Origin of the sequence: Helicobacter pylori, assembly GCA_008032935.1 — a bacterium.
In the GTDB taxonomy this organism is placed as follows: domain Bacteria; phylum Campylobacterota; class Campylobacteria; order Campylobacterales; family Helicobacteraceae; genus Helicobacter; species Helicobacter pylori_CX.
In genome coordinates this window covers 1,339,748-1,354,871 of sequence record CP032039.1, presented here as the reverse complement: position 1 = coordinate 1,354,871, position 15,124 = coordinate 1,339,748, and the positions used below count along the sequence as shown (strand labels likewise).

At 38.0% G+C, this 15,124-nt stretch carries 10 protein-coding genes and 1 pseudogene; 8 read left to right on the top strand and 3 right to left on the bottom strand.

Features of this window, described 5'->3' with window-relative positions:
* Positions 1-42 precede the first annotated feature (42 nt).
* Positions 43-1,434, bottom strand: a complete 1,392-nt coding sequence (locus tag D2C78_06690) for a glutamate--tRNA ligase (protein ID QEF35562.1) — start codon at positions 1,432-1,434, stop codon at positions 43-45.
* 117 nt (positions 1,435-1,551) lie between these two features.
* Between D2C78_06690 and D2C78_06685 the strand changes: the two are divergent.
* The 5 genes and pseudogenes from D2C78_06685 to D2C78_06665 all read left to right on the top strand — a co-directional run bounded on the left by D2C78_06685 (position 1,552) and on the right by D2C78_06665 (position 7,444).
* Positions 1,552-2,651: pseudogene (locus D2C78_06685) on the top strand (outer membrane protein).
* Between the two features lie 8 nt (positions 2,652-2,659).
* Positions 2,660-4,297, top strand: coding sequence for a class I SAM-dependent methyltransferase (locus D2C78_06680; GenBank protein QEF35561.1), 1,638 nt, complete (start codon positions 2,660-2,662; stop codon positions 4,295-4,297).
* Entirely contained in the window at positions 4,263-5,111 is an 849-nt protein-coding gene (locus D2C78_06675; GenBank protein QEF35560.1) for a lipopolysaccharide heptosyltransferase family protein, read from the top strand. Before D2C78_06680 ends, D2C78_06675 begins: the two co-directional genes overlap by 35 nt.
* A 45-nt stretch (positions 5,112-5,156) precedes the next feature.
* Positions 5,157-6,956 carry a translational GTPase TypA gene (gene typA, locus D2C78_06670; protein ID QEF35559.1) on the top strand — a complete coding sequence of 600 codons (1,800 nt, stop codon included), beginning with the start codon at positions 5,157-5,159 and terminating at the stop codon, positions 6,954-6,956.
* A 5-nt stretch (positions 6,957-6,961) separates the two neighbouring features.
* On the top strand, positions 6,962-7,444 hold the full coding sequence (locus D2C78_06665) for a DNA cytosine methyltransferase (GenBank protein QEF35558.1): 483 nt from the start codon (positions 6,962-6,964) through the stop codon (positions 7,442-7,444).
* A 96-nt stretch (positions 7,445-7,540) separates the two neighbouring features.
* Here D2C78_06665 and D2C78_06660 read toward each other — a convergent pair whose 3' ends face one another.
* Positions 7,541-8,485 (bottom strand): catalase, encoded by a 945-nt coding sequence (locus D2C78_06660; protein QEF35557.1) that lies wholly within the window; start codon positions 8,483-8,485, stop codon positions 7,541-7,543.
* 286 nt (positions 8,486-8,771) lie between these two features.
* Here D2C78_06660 and hofC point away from each other — a divergent pair, with 286 nt between their 5' ends.
* Positions 8,772-10,358, top strand: a complete 1,587-nt coding sequence (hofC, locus tag D2C78_06655) for an outer membrane beta-barrel protein HofC (protein ID QEF35556.1) — start codon at positions 8,772-8,774, stop codon at positions 10,356-10,358.
* Between the two features lie 21 nt (positions 10,359-10,379).
* Positions 10,380-11,825, top strand: a complete 1,446-nt coding sequence (gene hofD, locus D2C78_06650; protein ID QEF35555.1) for an outer membrane beta-barrel protein HofD — start codon at positions 10,380-10,382, stop codon at positions 11,823-11,825.
* A gap of 225 nt (positions 11,826-12,050) precedes the next feature.
* Here hofD and D2C78_06645 read toward each other — a convergent pair whose 3' ends face one another.
* Positions 12,051-12,251: a hypothetical protein gene (locus D2C78_06645; GenBank protein ID QEF35554.1), complete on the bottom strand. Its 201-nt coding sequence runs from the start codon at positions 12,249-12,251 to the stop codon at positions 12,051-12,053.
* Here D2C78_06645 and D2C78_06640 point away from each other — a divergent pair.
* On the top strand, positions 12,220-15,117 hold the full coding sequence (locus D2C78_06640; GenBank protein ID QEF35553.1) for a DUF3519 domain-containing protein: 2,898 nt from the start codon (positions 12,220-12,222) through the stop codon (positions 15,115-15,117). The two genes, D2C78_06645 and D2C78_06640, sit on opposite strands and share 32 nt — an antisense overlap.
* The last annotated feature ends 7 nt before the right edge of the window (positions 15,118-15,124 follow it).

The following is a 15,124-nucleotide window of genomic DNA, read 5'->3' as shown; positions in this document are numbered from 1 at the left end:
AAAAATACAAACTTTATGCACCCATTTTAGAGAGCCAATCTTTTAGTTTTTTAAAAACTCCTCTATTCTTTTGAGGCTCTCTGTTTTGCCTAAAATAAAAAGCGCTTCTTTAAGGCCTATCCCGCCCCCCTTACCCAAAAGGGCTAATCTTAAAGGCTGCATAAAATTACCCGCTTTAATCTTTTCTTCTTCAATGATTTTGTGCATGGCGTTTTCTAGCGTGCTTTCATCGTTGAAATTGGCTTTATTCAATTCTAGTTTAAACTTTTCTAACAAGGGCATAACGAGCGCTTGATTGAGCTTTTTAAAAACCTTTTCTTCATACTCCACAGGAGCGATTAAAACCTCATCTATCTTAAGGGCTAATTCTTTTAAGGTTTGAGATCTTTCTTTGAGAGCGTTTAACAAGCAATCCAATTGAGTGGGGTTTAAATGCGAGAGATCGCTAAAACTAAAAGGCTTTAAAAGTTCTAACAACTTTTGCGCGCTTTGGTTTTTTAAATAATGAGCGTTGAGCCAATTAAGCTTGTGCCAACTGAAGCAACTGGGCGAAGAATTTAAATCTTTAGGGTCAAACCATTCTAGTAATTCTTGCATGCTAAAAACCTCTTTATCGTGATAGCTCCACCCCAAACGCGCTAAAAAATTCACTAACGCTTCCTTAAGATAGCCCATTTCTTGATAGTCCATCACATTAGTGGCCCCATGGCGTTTGCTTAGTTTTTGCCCTTCTTCATTCAAAATCATCGGCACATGGAAAAAATTAGGGATTTTAAAATTTAAAGCCTTATAGAGAACGATTTGTTTAGGGGTGTTAGAAAGGTGATCATCGCCTCTAATCACATCAGTAATCCCCATTAAAGCGTCATCAATAATAACCACAAAGTTATAAGTGGGCGTTCCATCGCTCCTGGCGATAATAAAATCGTCTAATTCGTTAGTATTCACTTTCACTTCGCCTTTAACCCCGTCATTAAAACCAATGATTTCATTTTGTGGGACTTTAATCCTTACCACAGGCTCTATACCTTTAGGGGGCGTGCCTTTAAAATCACGATAACGATTGTCATAGCGTGGGGTTTCTTTCCTGGCCTTTTGCTCTTCTCTCAAAGCGTCCAACTCATCTTTACTCATGTAGCAATAATAGGCTTTGTCTTCATCTAAGAGTTTTTGGATATATTCTTTATAAATTCCAAAGCGTTTGGATTGGTAGAGGATTTCTCCATCGTGTTCTAGTCCTACCCATCTGAAAGCCTCTATAATGGCGTTAGCCGCTTCTATAGAGTTACGGCTCAAATCCGTGTCTTCAATGCGTAAAAAAAATTTTCCTTGATTGGCTCGTGCAAAAAGATAATTGAAAATGGCTGTTCTTAAGCCTCCTATGTGGAGATAGCCAGTGGGCGATGGAGCGAAGCGCGTAACGATCAAACTCATTATTCTAACCTTAAAAATAAAATACTCTTATTGTATTCAAAAATGGCTTAAAAATGGTTTCACTTTTTTCTATTAAAATTAGTGTATGATTGAGATTATTTTTGATTAGGATCAACCATGCAAAAAACCTTATTTTCTTTTTTATCTTTATCTTTATTTTTATCTTTTTGTATCGCTGAAGAAAATGGGGCGTATGCGAGCGTGGGGTTTGAATATTCCATTAGCCATGCAATCCAACACAATAACCCCTTTTTAAATCAAGAACGCATCCCAATCATTTCTAACGCTCAAAATAAGATTGATAAACTCAATCAAGTCAAAAATGAAATCACAAGCATGCCTAAAACCTTTGCATACATCAACAACGCTTTGAAAAACCATTCTAAATTAACCCCTACTGAAATGCAAGCTGAGAAATACTACCTCCAATCCAGCTTTGAAAATATTGAAAAAATCGTAATGCTTAGCGGTGGCGTTGCATCTAACCCCCAATTAGTCCAAGCGTTAGAAAAATACAAGAACCCACCACTAACCCTTTAGAATTTGAAGAAAACTTAAAAAATTTAGAATCGCAATTTATTCAATCTCAAAACCGCATGCTTTCTTCTTTATCTTCTCAGATCGCTCAAATTTCAAATTCCCTAAACGCGCTTGATCCTAACTCTTATTCTAAAAACATTTCAAGCATGTATGGGGTAGCTTTGAATGTGGGTTATAAGCATTTCTTTACCAAGAAAAAAAATCAAGGATTCCGCTATTATTTGTTCTATGACTATGGTTACACTAATTTTGGTTTTGTGGGTAATGGCTTTGATGGTTTGGGCAAAATGAATAACCACCTCTATGGGCTTGGAATAGACTATCTTTATAATTTCATTGATAATGCACAAAAACATTCTAGCGTGGGTTTTTATGCAGGCTTTGCTTTAGCGGGGAGTTCGTGGGTAGGGAGTGGTTTGAGCATGTGGGTGAGTGAAACGGATTTTATCAACAATTACTTGATTAATTATCAAGCTAAAATGCACACGAGTTTTTTCCAGATCCCTTTGAATTTTGGGGTTCGTGTGAATATGGACAGGCATAACGGCTTTGAAATGGGCTTAAAAATCCCTTTAGCGATCAATTCCTTTTATGAAACGCATGGCAAAGGGTTAAACACTTCCCTCTTTTTCAAACGCCTTGTGGTGTTTAATGTGAGTTACGTTTATAGTTTTTAGGAGGTTAAATGCCTTCAAACGCTCTTTGTATTGAAGAAATCGCTCGCCTAGTCAATGTTTCTCATAGCAGCGTGCATAACTGGATCAAAACCAATCTTTTAGAGAAACTAGAGATTGATCATAAAATTTATGTGAAAACGAGCTCTTTTTTAGATTTTTGCCGCAACCATTTAGGGAAAAACAAGCTCAACAAATACGCTAACAAATCCTTAAAAAGCGCACACAACCATCAAGAATTGATTTTAAAATACCTAGAAATGTTAGAAAATAGCTCTGATTTAGAAAAGTTGGGTTCTCATTATGAAGAAGAGCTTTCTAACACCACCAGAAATTTAGAAGGCATTTACTACACTCCTAATAAAATAGTAGAACAACTTTTCACTCTCCCTAAAGATTTTGATACCTCCCAAGCGATTTTTTGCGATCCGGCTGTGGGGAGTGGGAATTTTATCATGCATGCTTTAAAACTGGGTTTTAAGGTTGAAAATATCTATGGCTATGATACAGACGCTTTTGCTATCGCTTTGACTAAAAAGCGTATTAAAGAGCGTTATCATTTAGATTGCCCTAATATTATGCAAAAAGATTTTTTAAATTTAAAACACACCCCACAATTTGATTGCATTTTCACCAACCCGCCATGGGGTAAGAAATACAACCAAAACCAAAAAGAAAATTTCAAACAGCGATTCAACCTCTCTCAAAGCCTAGATAGCGCATCGCTCTTTTTTATAGCGAGTTTGAATTGTTTAAAAGAAAACGCTCATTTGGGGCTATTATTGCCCGAAAGTTGTTTGAATATTGATGCGTTTAGCAAAATGCGAGAAATGGCTTTAAAGTTTCAAATTAGAAGCCTGATTGATTTTGACAAACCCTTTAAAAATCTAATGACTAGGGCTGTGGGTTTGGTGCTTAAAAAAACCCCTAACAAGGATCAAAAAATCTCATGCTTTTATCAAAATAGCAAGTTCAAACGCTCGCCTTCTTCTTTTTTCAACAACCCTAAAAAGATTTTTAATATCCATTGCTCTCACCAAAAAAATAAAATTTTAGACCACCTTTTTTCCCTTCCTCATATCACTTTAAAAAATAACGCTCATTTTGCTTTAGGGATTGTTACAGGCAACAATAAAGAAAAATTACACTCCAAACAAGAAAAAAATACCATTCCTATTTTTAGGGGTTCAGATATTTTAAAAGACAGATTAAAAGCCACTAGCCAATTCATTAACGCTGATTTAAAAGACTGCCAGCAAGTCGCTCCCTTAAGCCTTTATCAGGCTAGAGAAAAAATCGTGTATAAATTCATTTCTTCAAAGCTTGTCTTTTTTTATGATAATAAGCAACGCCTTTTTTTAAACAGCGCGAACATGTTTGTTTTAAAAGAAAATTTCCCTATCAACGCTCATGCGTTAAAAGAATTGTTAAACAGCGATTTAATGCAATTCATTTTTGAATCGCTTTTTAAAACGCATAAAATCTTAAGAAAAGATTTGGAATGTTTGCCCCTATTTGCGCAATTTATTAACGATAATTTTGATGAAAAATTTTATTTAAAAAATTTAGGGATAGAAAAAAAAGACCCTAAACATTTCACCATCAGGAAAAACCATGCATGTTGCTTGTCTTTTGGCTTTAGGGGATAATCTCATCACGCTTAGCCTTTTAAAAGAAATCGCTTCCAAACAGCAACGACCCCTTAAAATCCTAGGCACTCGTTTGACTTTAAAAATCGCCAAGCTTTTAGAATGCGAAAAACATTTTGAAATCATTCCTGTTTTTGAAAATATCCCCGCTTTTTATGATCTTAAAAAACAAGGGGTTTTTTTGGCGATGAAGGATTTTTTATGGTTATTAAAAGCGCTTAAAAAGCACAAAATCAAACATTTGATTTTAGAAAAACAGGATTTTAGAAGCGCTCTTTTATCCAAATTTGTTTCCATAACCACTCCAAATAAAGAAATTAAAAACGTTTATCAAAACCGCCAGGAGTTGTTTTCTCAAATTTATGGGCATGTTTTTGATAACCCTTTATATCCCATGAATTTAAAAAACCCCAAAAAGATTTTAATCAACCCTTTCACAAGATCAATAGAGCGAAGTATCCCTTTAGAGCATTTGCAAATCGTTTTAAAACTCTTAAAACCCTTTTGTATTACGCTTTTAGATTTTGAAGAACGATACGCTTTTTTACAAAATGAAGCCGCTCATTATCGCGCTAAAACCAGTTTAGAAGAAGTTAAAAACCTGATTTTAGAAAGCGATTTGTATATAGGAGGGGATTCGTTTTTAATCCATTTGGCTTACTATTTAAAGAAAAATTATTTTATCTTTTTTTATAGAGATAATGACGATTTCATGCCTCCTAATGGTAAGAATGAAAATTTTCTAAAAGCCCATAAAAGCCATTCTATAGAACTAGATTTAGCCAAAAAATTCCGCCATTTGGGGCTATTATAATATTGTGTTATACTTCTAATTTCAATTTTGCTTGTTAGGACATTCATGAAAAATATTAGAAATATCGCTGTAATCGCGCATGTTGATCATGGGAAAACCACTTTAGTGGATGGCTTACTTTCTCAATCTGGCACATTTAGTGAGAGGGAAAAAGTGGATGAAAGGGTGATGGATAGCAACGATTTAGAAAGAGAAAGAGGGATCACTATCCTGTCTAAAAACACCGCTATTTATTACAAAGACACTAAAATCAATATCATTGACACTCCCGGGCATGCTGATTTTGGGGGCGAAGTGGAGCGCGTTTTAAAAATGGTGGATGGGGTGCTTCTCCTAGTGGATGCACAAGAAGGGGTCATGCCTCAAACTAAATTCGTGGTTAAAAAGGCTTTGAGTTTTGGGATTTGCCCTATTGTGGTGGTGAATAAAATTGATAAGCCTGCCGCTGAGCCGGACAGAGTGGTGGATGAAGTTTTTGACTTGTTCGTAGCGATGGGGGCTAGCGATAAGCAATTGGATTTTCCTGTGGTGTATGCCGCCGCACGAGATGGCTATGCGATGAAAAGTTTAGACGATGAAAAGAAAAATTTAGAGCCTTTGTTTGAAACGATTTTAGAGCATGTGCCAAGCCCTAGCGGGAGCGTTGATGAGCCTTTGCAAATGCAAATTTTTACGCTTGATTATGACAATTATGTAGGCAAAATCGGTATCGCTAGGGTGTTTAATGGCTCGGTTAAAAAGAATGAAAGCGTGCTGTTGATGAAAAGCGATGGGAGTAAAGAAAATGGCCGTATCACTAAGCTTATAGGTTTTTTAGGGCTAGCTAGGACGGAGATTGAAAACGCTTATGCGGGCGATATTGTAGCGATTGCCGGGTTTAATGCGATGGATGTGGGCGATAGCGTCGTTGATCCCACTAACCCCATGCCTTTAGATCCCATGCATTTAGAAGAGCCTACGATGAGCGTGTATTTTGCCGTCAATGATTCGCCCTTAGCCGGGTTAGAAGGAAAGCATGTTACCGCTAACAAATTGAAAGACAGGCTCTTAAAAGAAATGCAAACCAATATCGCTATGAAATGCGAAGAAATGGGCGAAGGCAAGTTTAAAGTGAGCGGGCGTGGGGAATTGCAAATCACTATTTTAGCTGAAAATTTGCGCCGTGAAGGGTTTGAATTTAGCATTTCACGCCCTGAAGTCATCATTAAAGAAGAAAATGGCGTTAAATGCGAGCCTTTTGAGCATTTGGTGATTGACACGCCCCAAGATTTTAGCGGGGCTATCATTGAAAGATTAGGCAAAAGAAAAGCCGAGATGAAAGCGATGAATCCCATGAGCGACGGCTATACAAGATTAGAATTTGAAATTCCTGCAAGGGGGCTTATCGGCTACAGGAGCGAGTTTTTAACCGACACTAAGGGCGAAGGCGTGATGAATCATAGCTTTTTGGAATTCCGCCCTTTTAGCGGGAGCGTGGAATCGCGCAAAAATGGGGCGCTAATCAGCATGGAAAATGGCGAAGCGACCGCTTTTTCCCTTTTCAATATCCAAGAAAGAGGCACGCTTTTTATCAACCCCCAAACGAAGGTTTATGTGGGCATGGTCATTGGCGAGCACAGCCGGGATAATGATTTAGATGTCAATCCTATCAAATCCAAGCATTTAACCAACATGAGAGCGAGCGGGAGCGATGATGCGATCAAACTCACCCCACCTAGGACTATGGTGTTAGAAAGGGCGTTAGAATGGATTGAAGAAGATGAGATTTTAGAAGTTACCCCCTTGAATTTAAGGATCAGAAAAAAAATTCTAGACCCCAACATGAGGAAAAGGGCGAAAAAATAGGTAATTTGTATAAAGTAGCCGATATTTTTTGTGGTGCTGGAGGATTGAGCTATGGCTTTTCTGTGCATTCTCATTTTGAATTAATATGGGCTAACGATATAGACAAGGACGCTATTTTAAGCTATCAAGCCAATCATAAAGAGGCACAAACCATTTTATGCGATATTGTGCAACTTCATTGCCACAACTTGCCATGCGTTCCAATTGATATTCTACTAGGCGGACCACCATGTCAGAGCTATTCTACCCTTGGCAAAAGAAAAATGGATGAAAAAGCGAATTTGTTTAAAGAATATTTGCGGCTTTTAGATTTAGTGAAACCAAAAATATTTGTTTTTGAAAATGTGGTGGGTTTAATGTCTATGCAAAAAGGGCAATTGTTCCAACAAATTTGTAACGCTTTTAAAGAGAGAGGTTATATTTTAGAGCATGCCATTTTAAACGCCCTAGATTATGGTGTGCCTCAAGTAAGAGAGAAAGTGATTTGAGTAGGTGTGCTTAAAAGTTTTAAACAAAAATTCCACTCCCCCAAACCCATAAAAACGCATTTTTGCAACCAATTATATTGATCCACCCTATCTTTTTTATTGCCTTCTGCTAAAAGTGATCCCATAAACTTCATTCCTGATTTGAAATAAGGGATCAGTAGGGGCTTCTACGCCTTTAGGGAGATCGGCTGGGAAATACACATCTTTATTGCAACCCATTCCTTCGTATTTTTCAACTTTCAAGGTCCCTACTAATAATTCCTTGTGTTTGCCCTTCCAAAGCGCGGTCGTGTCGTTGGTGGCATCATTTTGATTCGCAAACACCAGATACATTTGGTATTCTATGGGCTTAGTTTTAAGGTGTTGTTGGAATGAAGAAAGCAAATAATTTGAATCTTTTTGCTTTAATTCTTGGGGGTTAAGATACTTAATGCCGTCTTTAGGCACAAATTTCCATCTCGCAGATAATAATTTCTCTTTCTTATCTTTAAACTTGAACGCATGCACGCTATAATAAGGCGTGTTAGCCACGCTTGAGCTGATCCCTATCGTTTTGGTGTAAGCGGCAAAATTCCTATAAGAGGGGACTTCTTCATAAAGCTTTTTGATTCTTGATTCATCCACCTTGCCATTTTTAGGGATTCTCATCTCAAAAAATTGGGCGAATTCGTTAGGGTTTTTGGCAAAATTGATTTCTGTATTGAGCATCACCATTGTCCAGCTAGCGTTTTGATTTTCCAATTTTAACGCCATTCCCCTAACCTTGCTTTTATCGTCCATCGCCACGCCCCCTAAAGAATACCTTACAGACGCAGGGATTTCTTTTTCATTGAGTAGTGGCACATCTAAATCCTCTCTTGTTTGCGCATTAGGGAGGAACACGCCTTTAGCGCAAAATCCCTTAGTGTGGTTGATTTTCATTTTAGGCTCTTTGGCGTTGAGTTTGTAGAAAATGTCAGCGATCTCTTCAGCGCTCACTTCATGGGCTTTTAAAAAACCCAAACTCAAAACCAAACCCAAGCTCAAACCAATTTTTTTCATTTTTTTCCTTATTGTTATTTTTTATATAAAACAATGCCTTTAATTGTATCAGTAAATTCCCTATTGAGCCTTAAAAAAGCCTTTTTTTCAATATCTTATTAGGTCTTAAAAAATTATCCTATCCATTTGCATGCTCATTAGCAAGCTTTTAAGGATAAACTTGTGTTTTAAATTTTGTGATTTTTAAGAAAAATTAGCTTGATTTTAAACTAAATCTATATTCTTTTATGCTACAATTATTTCTACAGAGTAATTTATCTATTCTCAGGTAAAGTAAGGAAGAGGAATGAAATTAAAGAAACGAAAAGTTGCGGCTGCATTGCTAAAGCGTTTTACCTTGCCATTATTGTTCACTACGGGTTCATTAGGGGCGGTTACTTATGAAGTGCATGGAGATTTTATCAATTTTGCTAAAGTGGGTTTTAACCATTCGCCCATTAACCCTGTTAAAGGTATCTATCCTACAGAAACTTTTGTTAACCTTACAGGTAAGCTAGAGGGTTCTGTGCATTTAGGTAGGGGATGGACCGTGAATTTAGGCGGTGTTTTAGGCGGACAAGTTTATGATAGCACTAGGTATGATAGGTGGGCAAAGGATTTTACTCCCCCAAGCTATTGGGATAAAACTTCTTGCGGCACGGATTTTATGAGCCTTTGTATGAATGCGACTAAAATGTGGCAACAATCAGGGCCAGGTGGTATCATTAACCCTAGAGGTATTGGTTGGGAGTATATGGGTGAGTGGAACGGCTTGTTCCCTAACTACTATCCGGCTAACGCCTACTTGCCTGGTGGCTCAAGGCGTTATGAAGTTTATAAAGCGAATTTGACTTATGATAGCGACAGAGTCCATATGGTCATGGGGCGCTTTGACGTTACGGAGCAGGAGCAAATGGATTGGATTTACCAATTGTTCCAAGGGTTTTATGGGACTTTCAAGCTTACGAATAAGATGAAGTTCTTGCTCTTTAGCTCTTGGGGTCGTGGTATCGCTGATGGTCAGTGGTTGTTCCCTATCTATCGTGAAAAGCCTTGGGGTATTCATAAAGCGGGTATTATTTATCGCCCTACAAAGAATTTAATGATTCACCCTTATGTGTATCTCATCCCAGAGGTAGGTACATTGCCTGGTGCTAAAATAGAATACGATACCAATCCTGAGTTTAGCGGTATGGGCATGAGGAACAGAACGACTTTTTATGTGTTGTATGACTATCGTTGGAATAACGCTGAATACGGCCGTTACGCACCCGCTCGTTATAACACTTGGGATCCGTTCTTGGACAATGGTAAGTGGCGCGGTTTACAAGGTCCTGGTGGTGCGACGCTCTTTTTACGCCACCATATAGACATTAACAACTACTTCGTGGTTGGTGGTGCTTATCTCAACATCGGTAACCCTAACATGAACTTGGGTACTTGGGGTAACATCATCGCTGTGGATGGTATCGAACAATGGGTTGGCAGTATCTACAGCTTAGGGTTTGCAGGGATTGACAACATTACCGATGCTGACGCGTTCACTGAGTATGTTAAAGGTGGAGGTAAGCATGGTAAGTTCAGCTGGAGTCTCTACCAACGCTTCACTACCGCTCCAAGGGCATTGGAATATGGTATTGGTATGTATCTAGACTATCAATTCAGCAAACATGTTAAAGCGGGTCTCAAACTCGTGTGGTTAGAGTTCCAAATTCGTGCGGGTTACAACCCTGGAACCGGTTTCCTTGGGCCAAACGGTCAGCCGCTCAACTTGAATAATGGTTTGTTTGAGTCTTCTGCATTCGCGGAAGGTCCTCAAGACATGGGTGGCATTAAAAAGAGTATTACCCAAGACAGGAGCCATTTGATGACACACATTAGTTATAGTTTCTAAGGGAGTTCCCCTATCTCTTAGATATGCCTTTTTTGCATTTTTATTTTAATATCTTTGGGAGTTAGGGTTTTGGAAATTAAGAAATATTTTCTTTACACTCTCTTTTTTTTGCTTTTTTCTGGTCTTTTTTTATCCAAACTTCAAGCTTATAAATTCAACATGAGCATTGTTGGAAAGGTGAGCAGCTATACCAAGTTTGGCTTTAACAACCAAAGATACCAGCCTTCTAAAGACATTTATCCTACAGGTAGCTACACTTCTTTGCTCGGCGAATTGAATTTGAGCATGGGGTTATACAAGGGTTTGAGGGCAGAAGTGGGGGCGATGATGGTAGCACTTCCCTATGACTCTACCGCCTATCAAGGCAATAATATCCCTAATGGCCAGCCCGGCTCTAGGACGGATCCTTTTGGGGCGGGTATCTTTTGGCAATATATTGGTTGGTATGCGGGACATAGTGGTTTGCAAGTGCAAAAACCTCGTTTAGCCATGGTGCATAACGCTTTTTTGAGCTACAACTACAAAAAAGACAAATTCAGTTTTGGCGTGAAAGGGGGGCGTTATGATGCTGAAGAGTATGATTGGTTCACTTCTTACACTCAAGGGGTTGAAGGCTTTGTCAAATACAAAGACACCAGATTCAGAGTGATGTATTCAGACGCTAGAGCTTCAGCGTCAAGCGACTGGTTTTGGTATTTTGGGCGTTACTATACAAGCGGTAAGGCTCTAATGATTGCTGATTTGAAATACGAAAAAGACAACCTAAAAATCAACCCTTATTTTTATGCGATTTTTCAAAGAATGTATGCACCAGGCATTAATATCACTTATGACACCAACCCTAATTTCAACAATAAGGGCTTTCGTTTTGTAGGCACTTTCGTGGGGTTTTTCCCCATTTTTGCCACTCCGGCTAATCAAAATGATATTATCCTCTTCCAACAAGTGCCATTAGGCAAGAGCGGGCAAACTTATTTCTTCCGCACCCGTTTTTACTATAATAAGTGGCAATTCGGGGGTAGTGTCTATAAAAATATCGGTAACGCTAATGGTGATATAGGTATTTATGGGGATCCTTTGGGGTATAACATTTGGACGAATAGTATTTATGACGCAGAAATTAACAATATCGTTGGCGCTGATGTTATTAACGGGTTTTTATATGTAGGCTCACAATATAGAGGGTTTAGTTGGAAAATTTTAGGCCGTTGGACGGATAGCCCAAGGGCTGATGAAAGGAGTCTCGCGCTCTTTTTGAGTTATTTTTCTAATAAGTATAATATTAGAATGGATTTGAAACTAGAATATTATGGCAATATCACCAAAAAAGGCTATTGTATTGGGTATTGTGGCATGTATGTTCCAGTTGATCCTAATGGGCCTGGCACGCAACCTTTAACGCACAACGTGTATTCTGACAGGAGTCATATCATGTTTAACATTACTTATGGTTTTAGGATTTACTAGCCTTTTATCCTTATATTTTTGATTGGCCTTTTTAAAATATTGAAAGGCTTCGCTCCAATCAAATATTAATACTCAAAAAGTTTTATTTAACTTTATTATTAAATATTTAATATACTAGAACAAAACACCACACTCCGCGCAGTTTTTCAATAAGCTAAACGAGTTTAAGAGCGATGTTTTTACCACACCCAAGGCTAAAGAATACATTGACATAGCGAGCGGTTTTCATAAGCTTTTTAAAAACGACGCTAAGATCGCCGAGAGCTTAAAGCCAGCCACAACGAAAAATTTAAGCCAAGGTTTAGCGACCACTTTAAGCGGAGCGTTAAAATACCAATGGACTAAATTTACGCTAGGGACTTTATACCGCAACGCGCCCGATCGCATTCTAGGCGTGAAGTTACCTAAAGCTTTAAACGAAGCCACCGCAGGTGCAGCCTTAAAGTATCACCTAAAAAGAGCGCTTGAGAGAAGCCACTCTATAAGCGAGTTTAGCAAGCAGTTAGAACTAAGCGTGCAAAAATCACACTTTAGCAACAACACGCTTAAAATCATTGAAGAGCTTAACAATGGCGTCAAGCAAGCGAGCGAAGAAATCAAAGAAGCAAGCAAAAAGAGCGCAGAAATTAAACGAGATTTTAGCGATACGAAATTAAGTAATGATGAAATCAAAGAGCTATTAAATAACGCAGAAATCCCTACAAGCGGGAGAGATGCGATCACTTTTGGAACTAATAACCTAAACCCTGAAATGGTTGAATTTCTACACAAAAACAACAAGAAAATGATTATAGAAAAAGCCTCTAACAAAGAATTAGAACTTTTAAAAGATGCTAACTTTAAGCAAAACATAAGAGCGAGTTTAGATCATGATGCTATCGCTCACATACTCAAAAGGCATGGCGTTAATTCTGTTAATGTTAGAAATGGAGAAATCCCTGTTACGAACGAAGATATAGCGAATTATAGATATATCGTTAATAACGCTGATGCAATTCTTAGGACTTTAGACAAATACGATAAAGAAGCTATAACGGCGTTTAAACAAGTTAATGGCTATGCGGTAGTGGTAGAGCAAGCGATCAATAAGAAAAATGAATTAGCTTTAAAAACAATGTATAAGAACAATGGGAGTTATAAAAATAATGAAGTTTATAAAGAATTTTCAAGCACCTCACTCGACGCTGATGCGAAGGTGCGCCATAGGTTGAGTTCCTATAGTGGTGCTGCAGAGAATAATACACCAAAACCGCTAACAGATCAAGAGGATTTATTAAAAACAAGCGAAAATTTAAACCAAACCACACAAGAAGTTAAAAATTTAAGCCCACTAGAGCAAGCCAACGCCGAAAAGTTAGCGAAATTAGAAAGCGAACAATTAGCGAGCGAACAAGAATTTTTAAAAGCTAAAGAGCAAGAAAACAAGCGTAAGGAAGCGTTAAAAAAGAAATTAGAACACGAGCGAGGCAATGCAGGCAACATTGAAAGCCAGACTAAAATAGAAGTAGGAGAAGATATACCTACACAAACACAAGAGCAACTACCAAAAAGCCGAGTAAGGCTAAACGAACGAGAGATTTACGATCTAGATTATGCGATCGTCAAAGCGAAAGACTTGAAGCCTAGTTTTACCACAGGCGGGACGCAAAAACGCACCGACATGAACGAAGAGCAGATTAAAAGCATCGCTGAAAATTTTGATCCTAAAAAGATATTTGGGAGCGGAGGGTTTGAGGATTTACCCATCATTCTGCATGATGGGCAAGTGATCGCAGGCAACCACCGCATCCAAGGCATGCTGAACTTCACGCCTAAAAGCCGTTACATTTACCACAAAGCGATCCAAGAATACTACAACATAGATTTACAACCGGACGAGTTGTTAGTTAGAGTGCCACACAACCGACTAAATAATACCGAGATTAACAATTTAGCGGCTTCAAGCAATCAAGGAAGATTCAACAGCGAGAGCGATCATGCAATAGCGGTTTTAAGCCACTATGAAGCGAAATTGAAAGAATTAGACCAAAAATTAGACGCTGATAGCATCTATTCACTTAAAAACATCGTTGCGAAAAACCTTAATTTTGACAAGGCCACTCACCCTAATGTAGGAGATAGCAATTTAGCGCTTTTAATGTTTAACATGCCACGAACCAAGACGCAAGGGATAGAATTACTCAACCGTTGGCAAAAAGAATTTTCAAACGATATTAAAAGCTATGAAAAAGTAAAAAAAATGTTTGTAGATAACGCCGGAAGCTTTCACAATTTAATCCATGACATGAATTTTCCTAACGTGAGCCTTAACGCTTATTTAAGCGATATCATGGATCGCAGTTTTGCTAACTTAAAGAATTACCAAACTACAAGCGAGAGCTTAAAAGATTTGAGCGAAAAATTCTATAAAACGAGTTCTTTAGAGATGTTTGAAAAGAGCGAACAAGGATCGAGCGATATCAGCGAGATTTTAGGAGGTGCGATCGCCAGGTTTGCGAGGTTTGATGATCCTTCTAAGGCGTTATTTGAAGCTTTAAAGAGCGATAACATTAAAAAAGGCTTGAAAGAATTTAAGATCGCTGATGTTACAAAAGACATGTTTAACCCTGATAGTAAAGAGTTTAAGGACATTGATATTTACGATTTCACGCATTACCTTTTAATGGCCAATAGAGAGCCAAATGAAAATAATCCCGTATTAAAACGCTTGATAGAAGCTATAAAGGATATGCAAAAAGAGAGCGAGAAAGGGATAAAAGAACAAAAGCTTGAAATACCTAGCGAATGGGGACACAATTATAGCGAGTTTAAGGGCGATGGATTAGGCGCGATTAACAAGCTATTAGAAACTAAAAAAGGTTTTGTAGCGGGAGCGTTTTATAAGGAAGGTTTAGGGGATATTGATTTGGTTTGGGGTAATAAAGATTACGGGTTAGAACACATTTTGAAACGCCGAGAGAAGCAAGCGCTTAACAATGGAATAAACGAAGCAGAAGCTAAAGAATACGCCATGAGCGTAGTTAAAACGATACCGGAAGTTATAGAGAAAGGTATCAAAGATAATGATTATGTAGGGCATGTGACTATAAGACATAATGGTATTGAAGTAGGTTTAAGTAGTCAAAAAGGAGATACTCCTTTAAAAAATCATTACATGATTACAAGTTTTGAAACAGATGAAAAGGTTTTAAGGGAGTTAGAGACCATTGGGACACTCTCTAACGATTACAGAGACGGCATCAACTATAGCGCCTCAAACCTTAATAAACCTAATCCTACCACAAAAAATTAAATAAGGA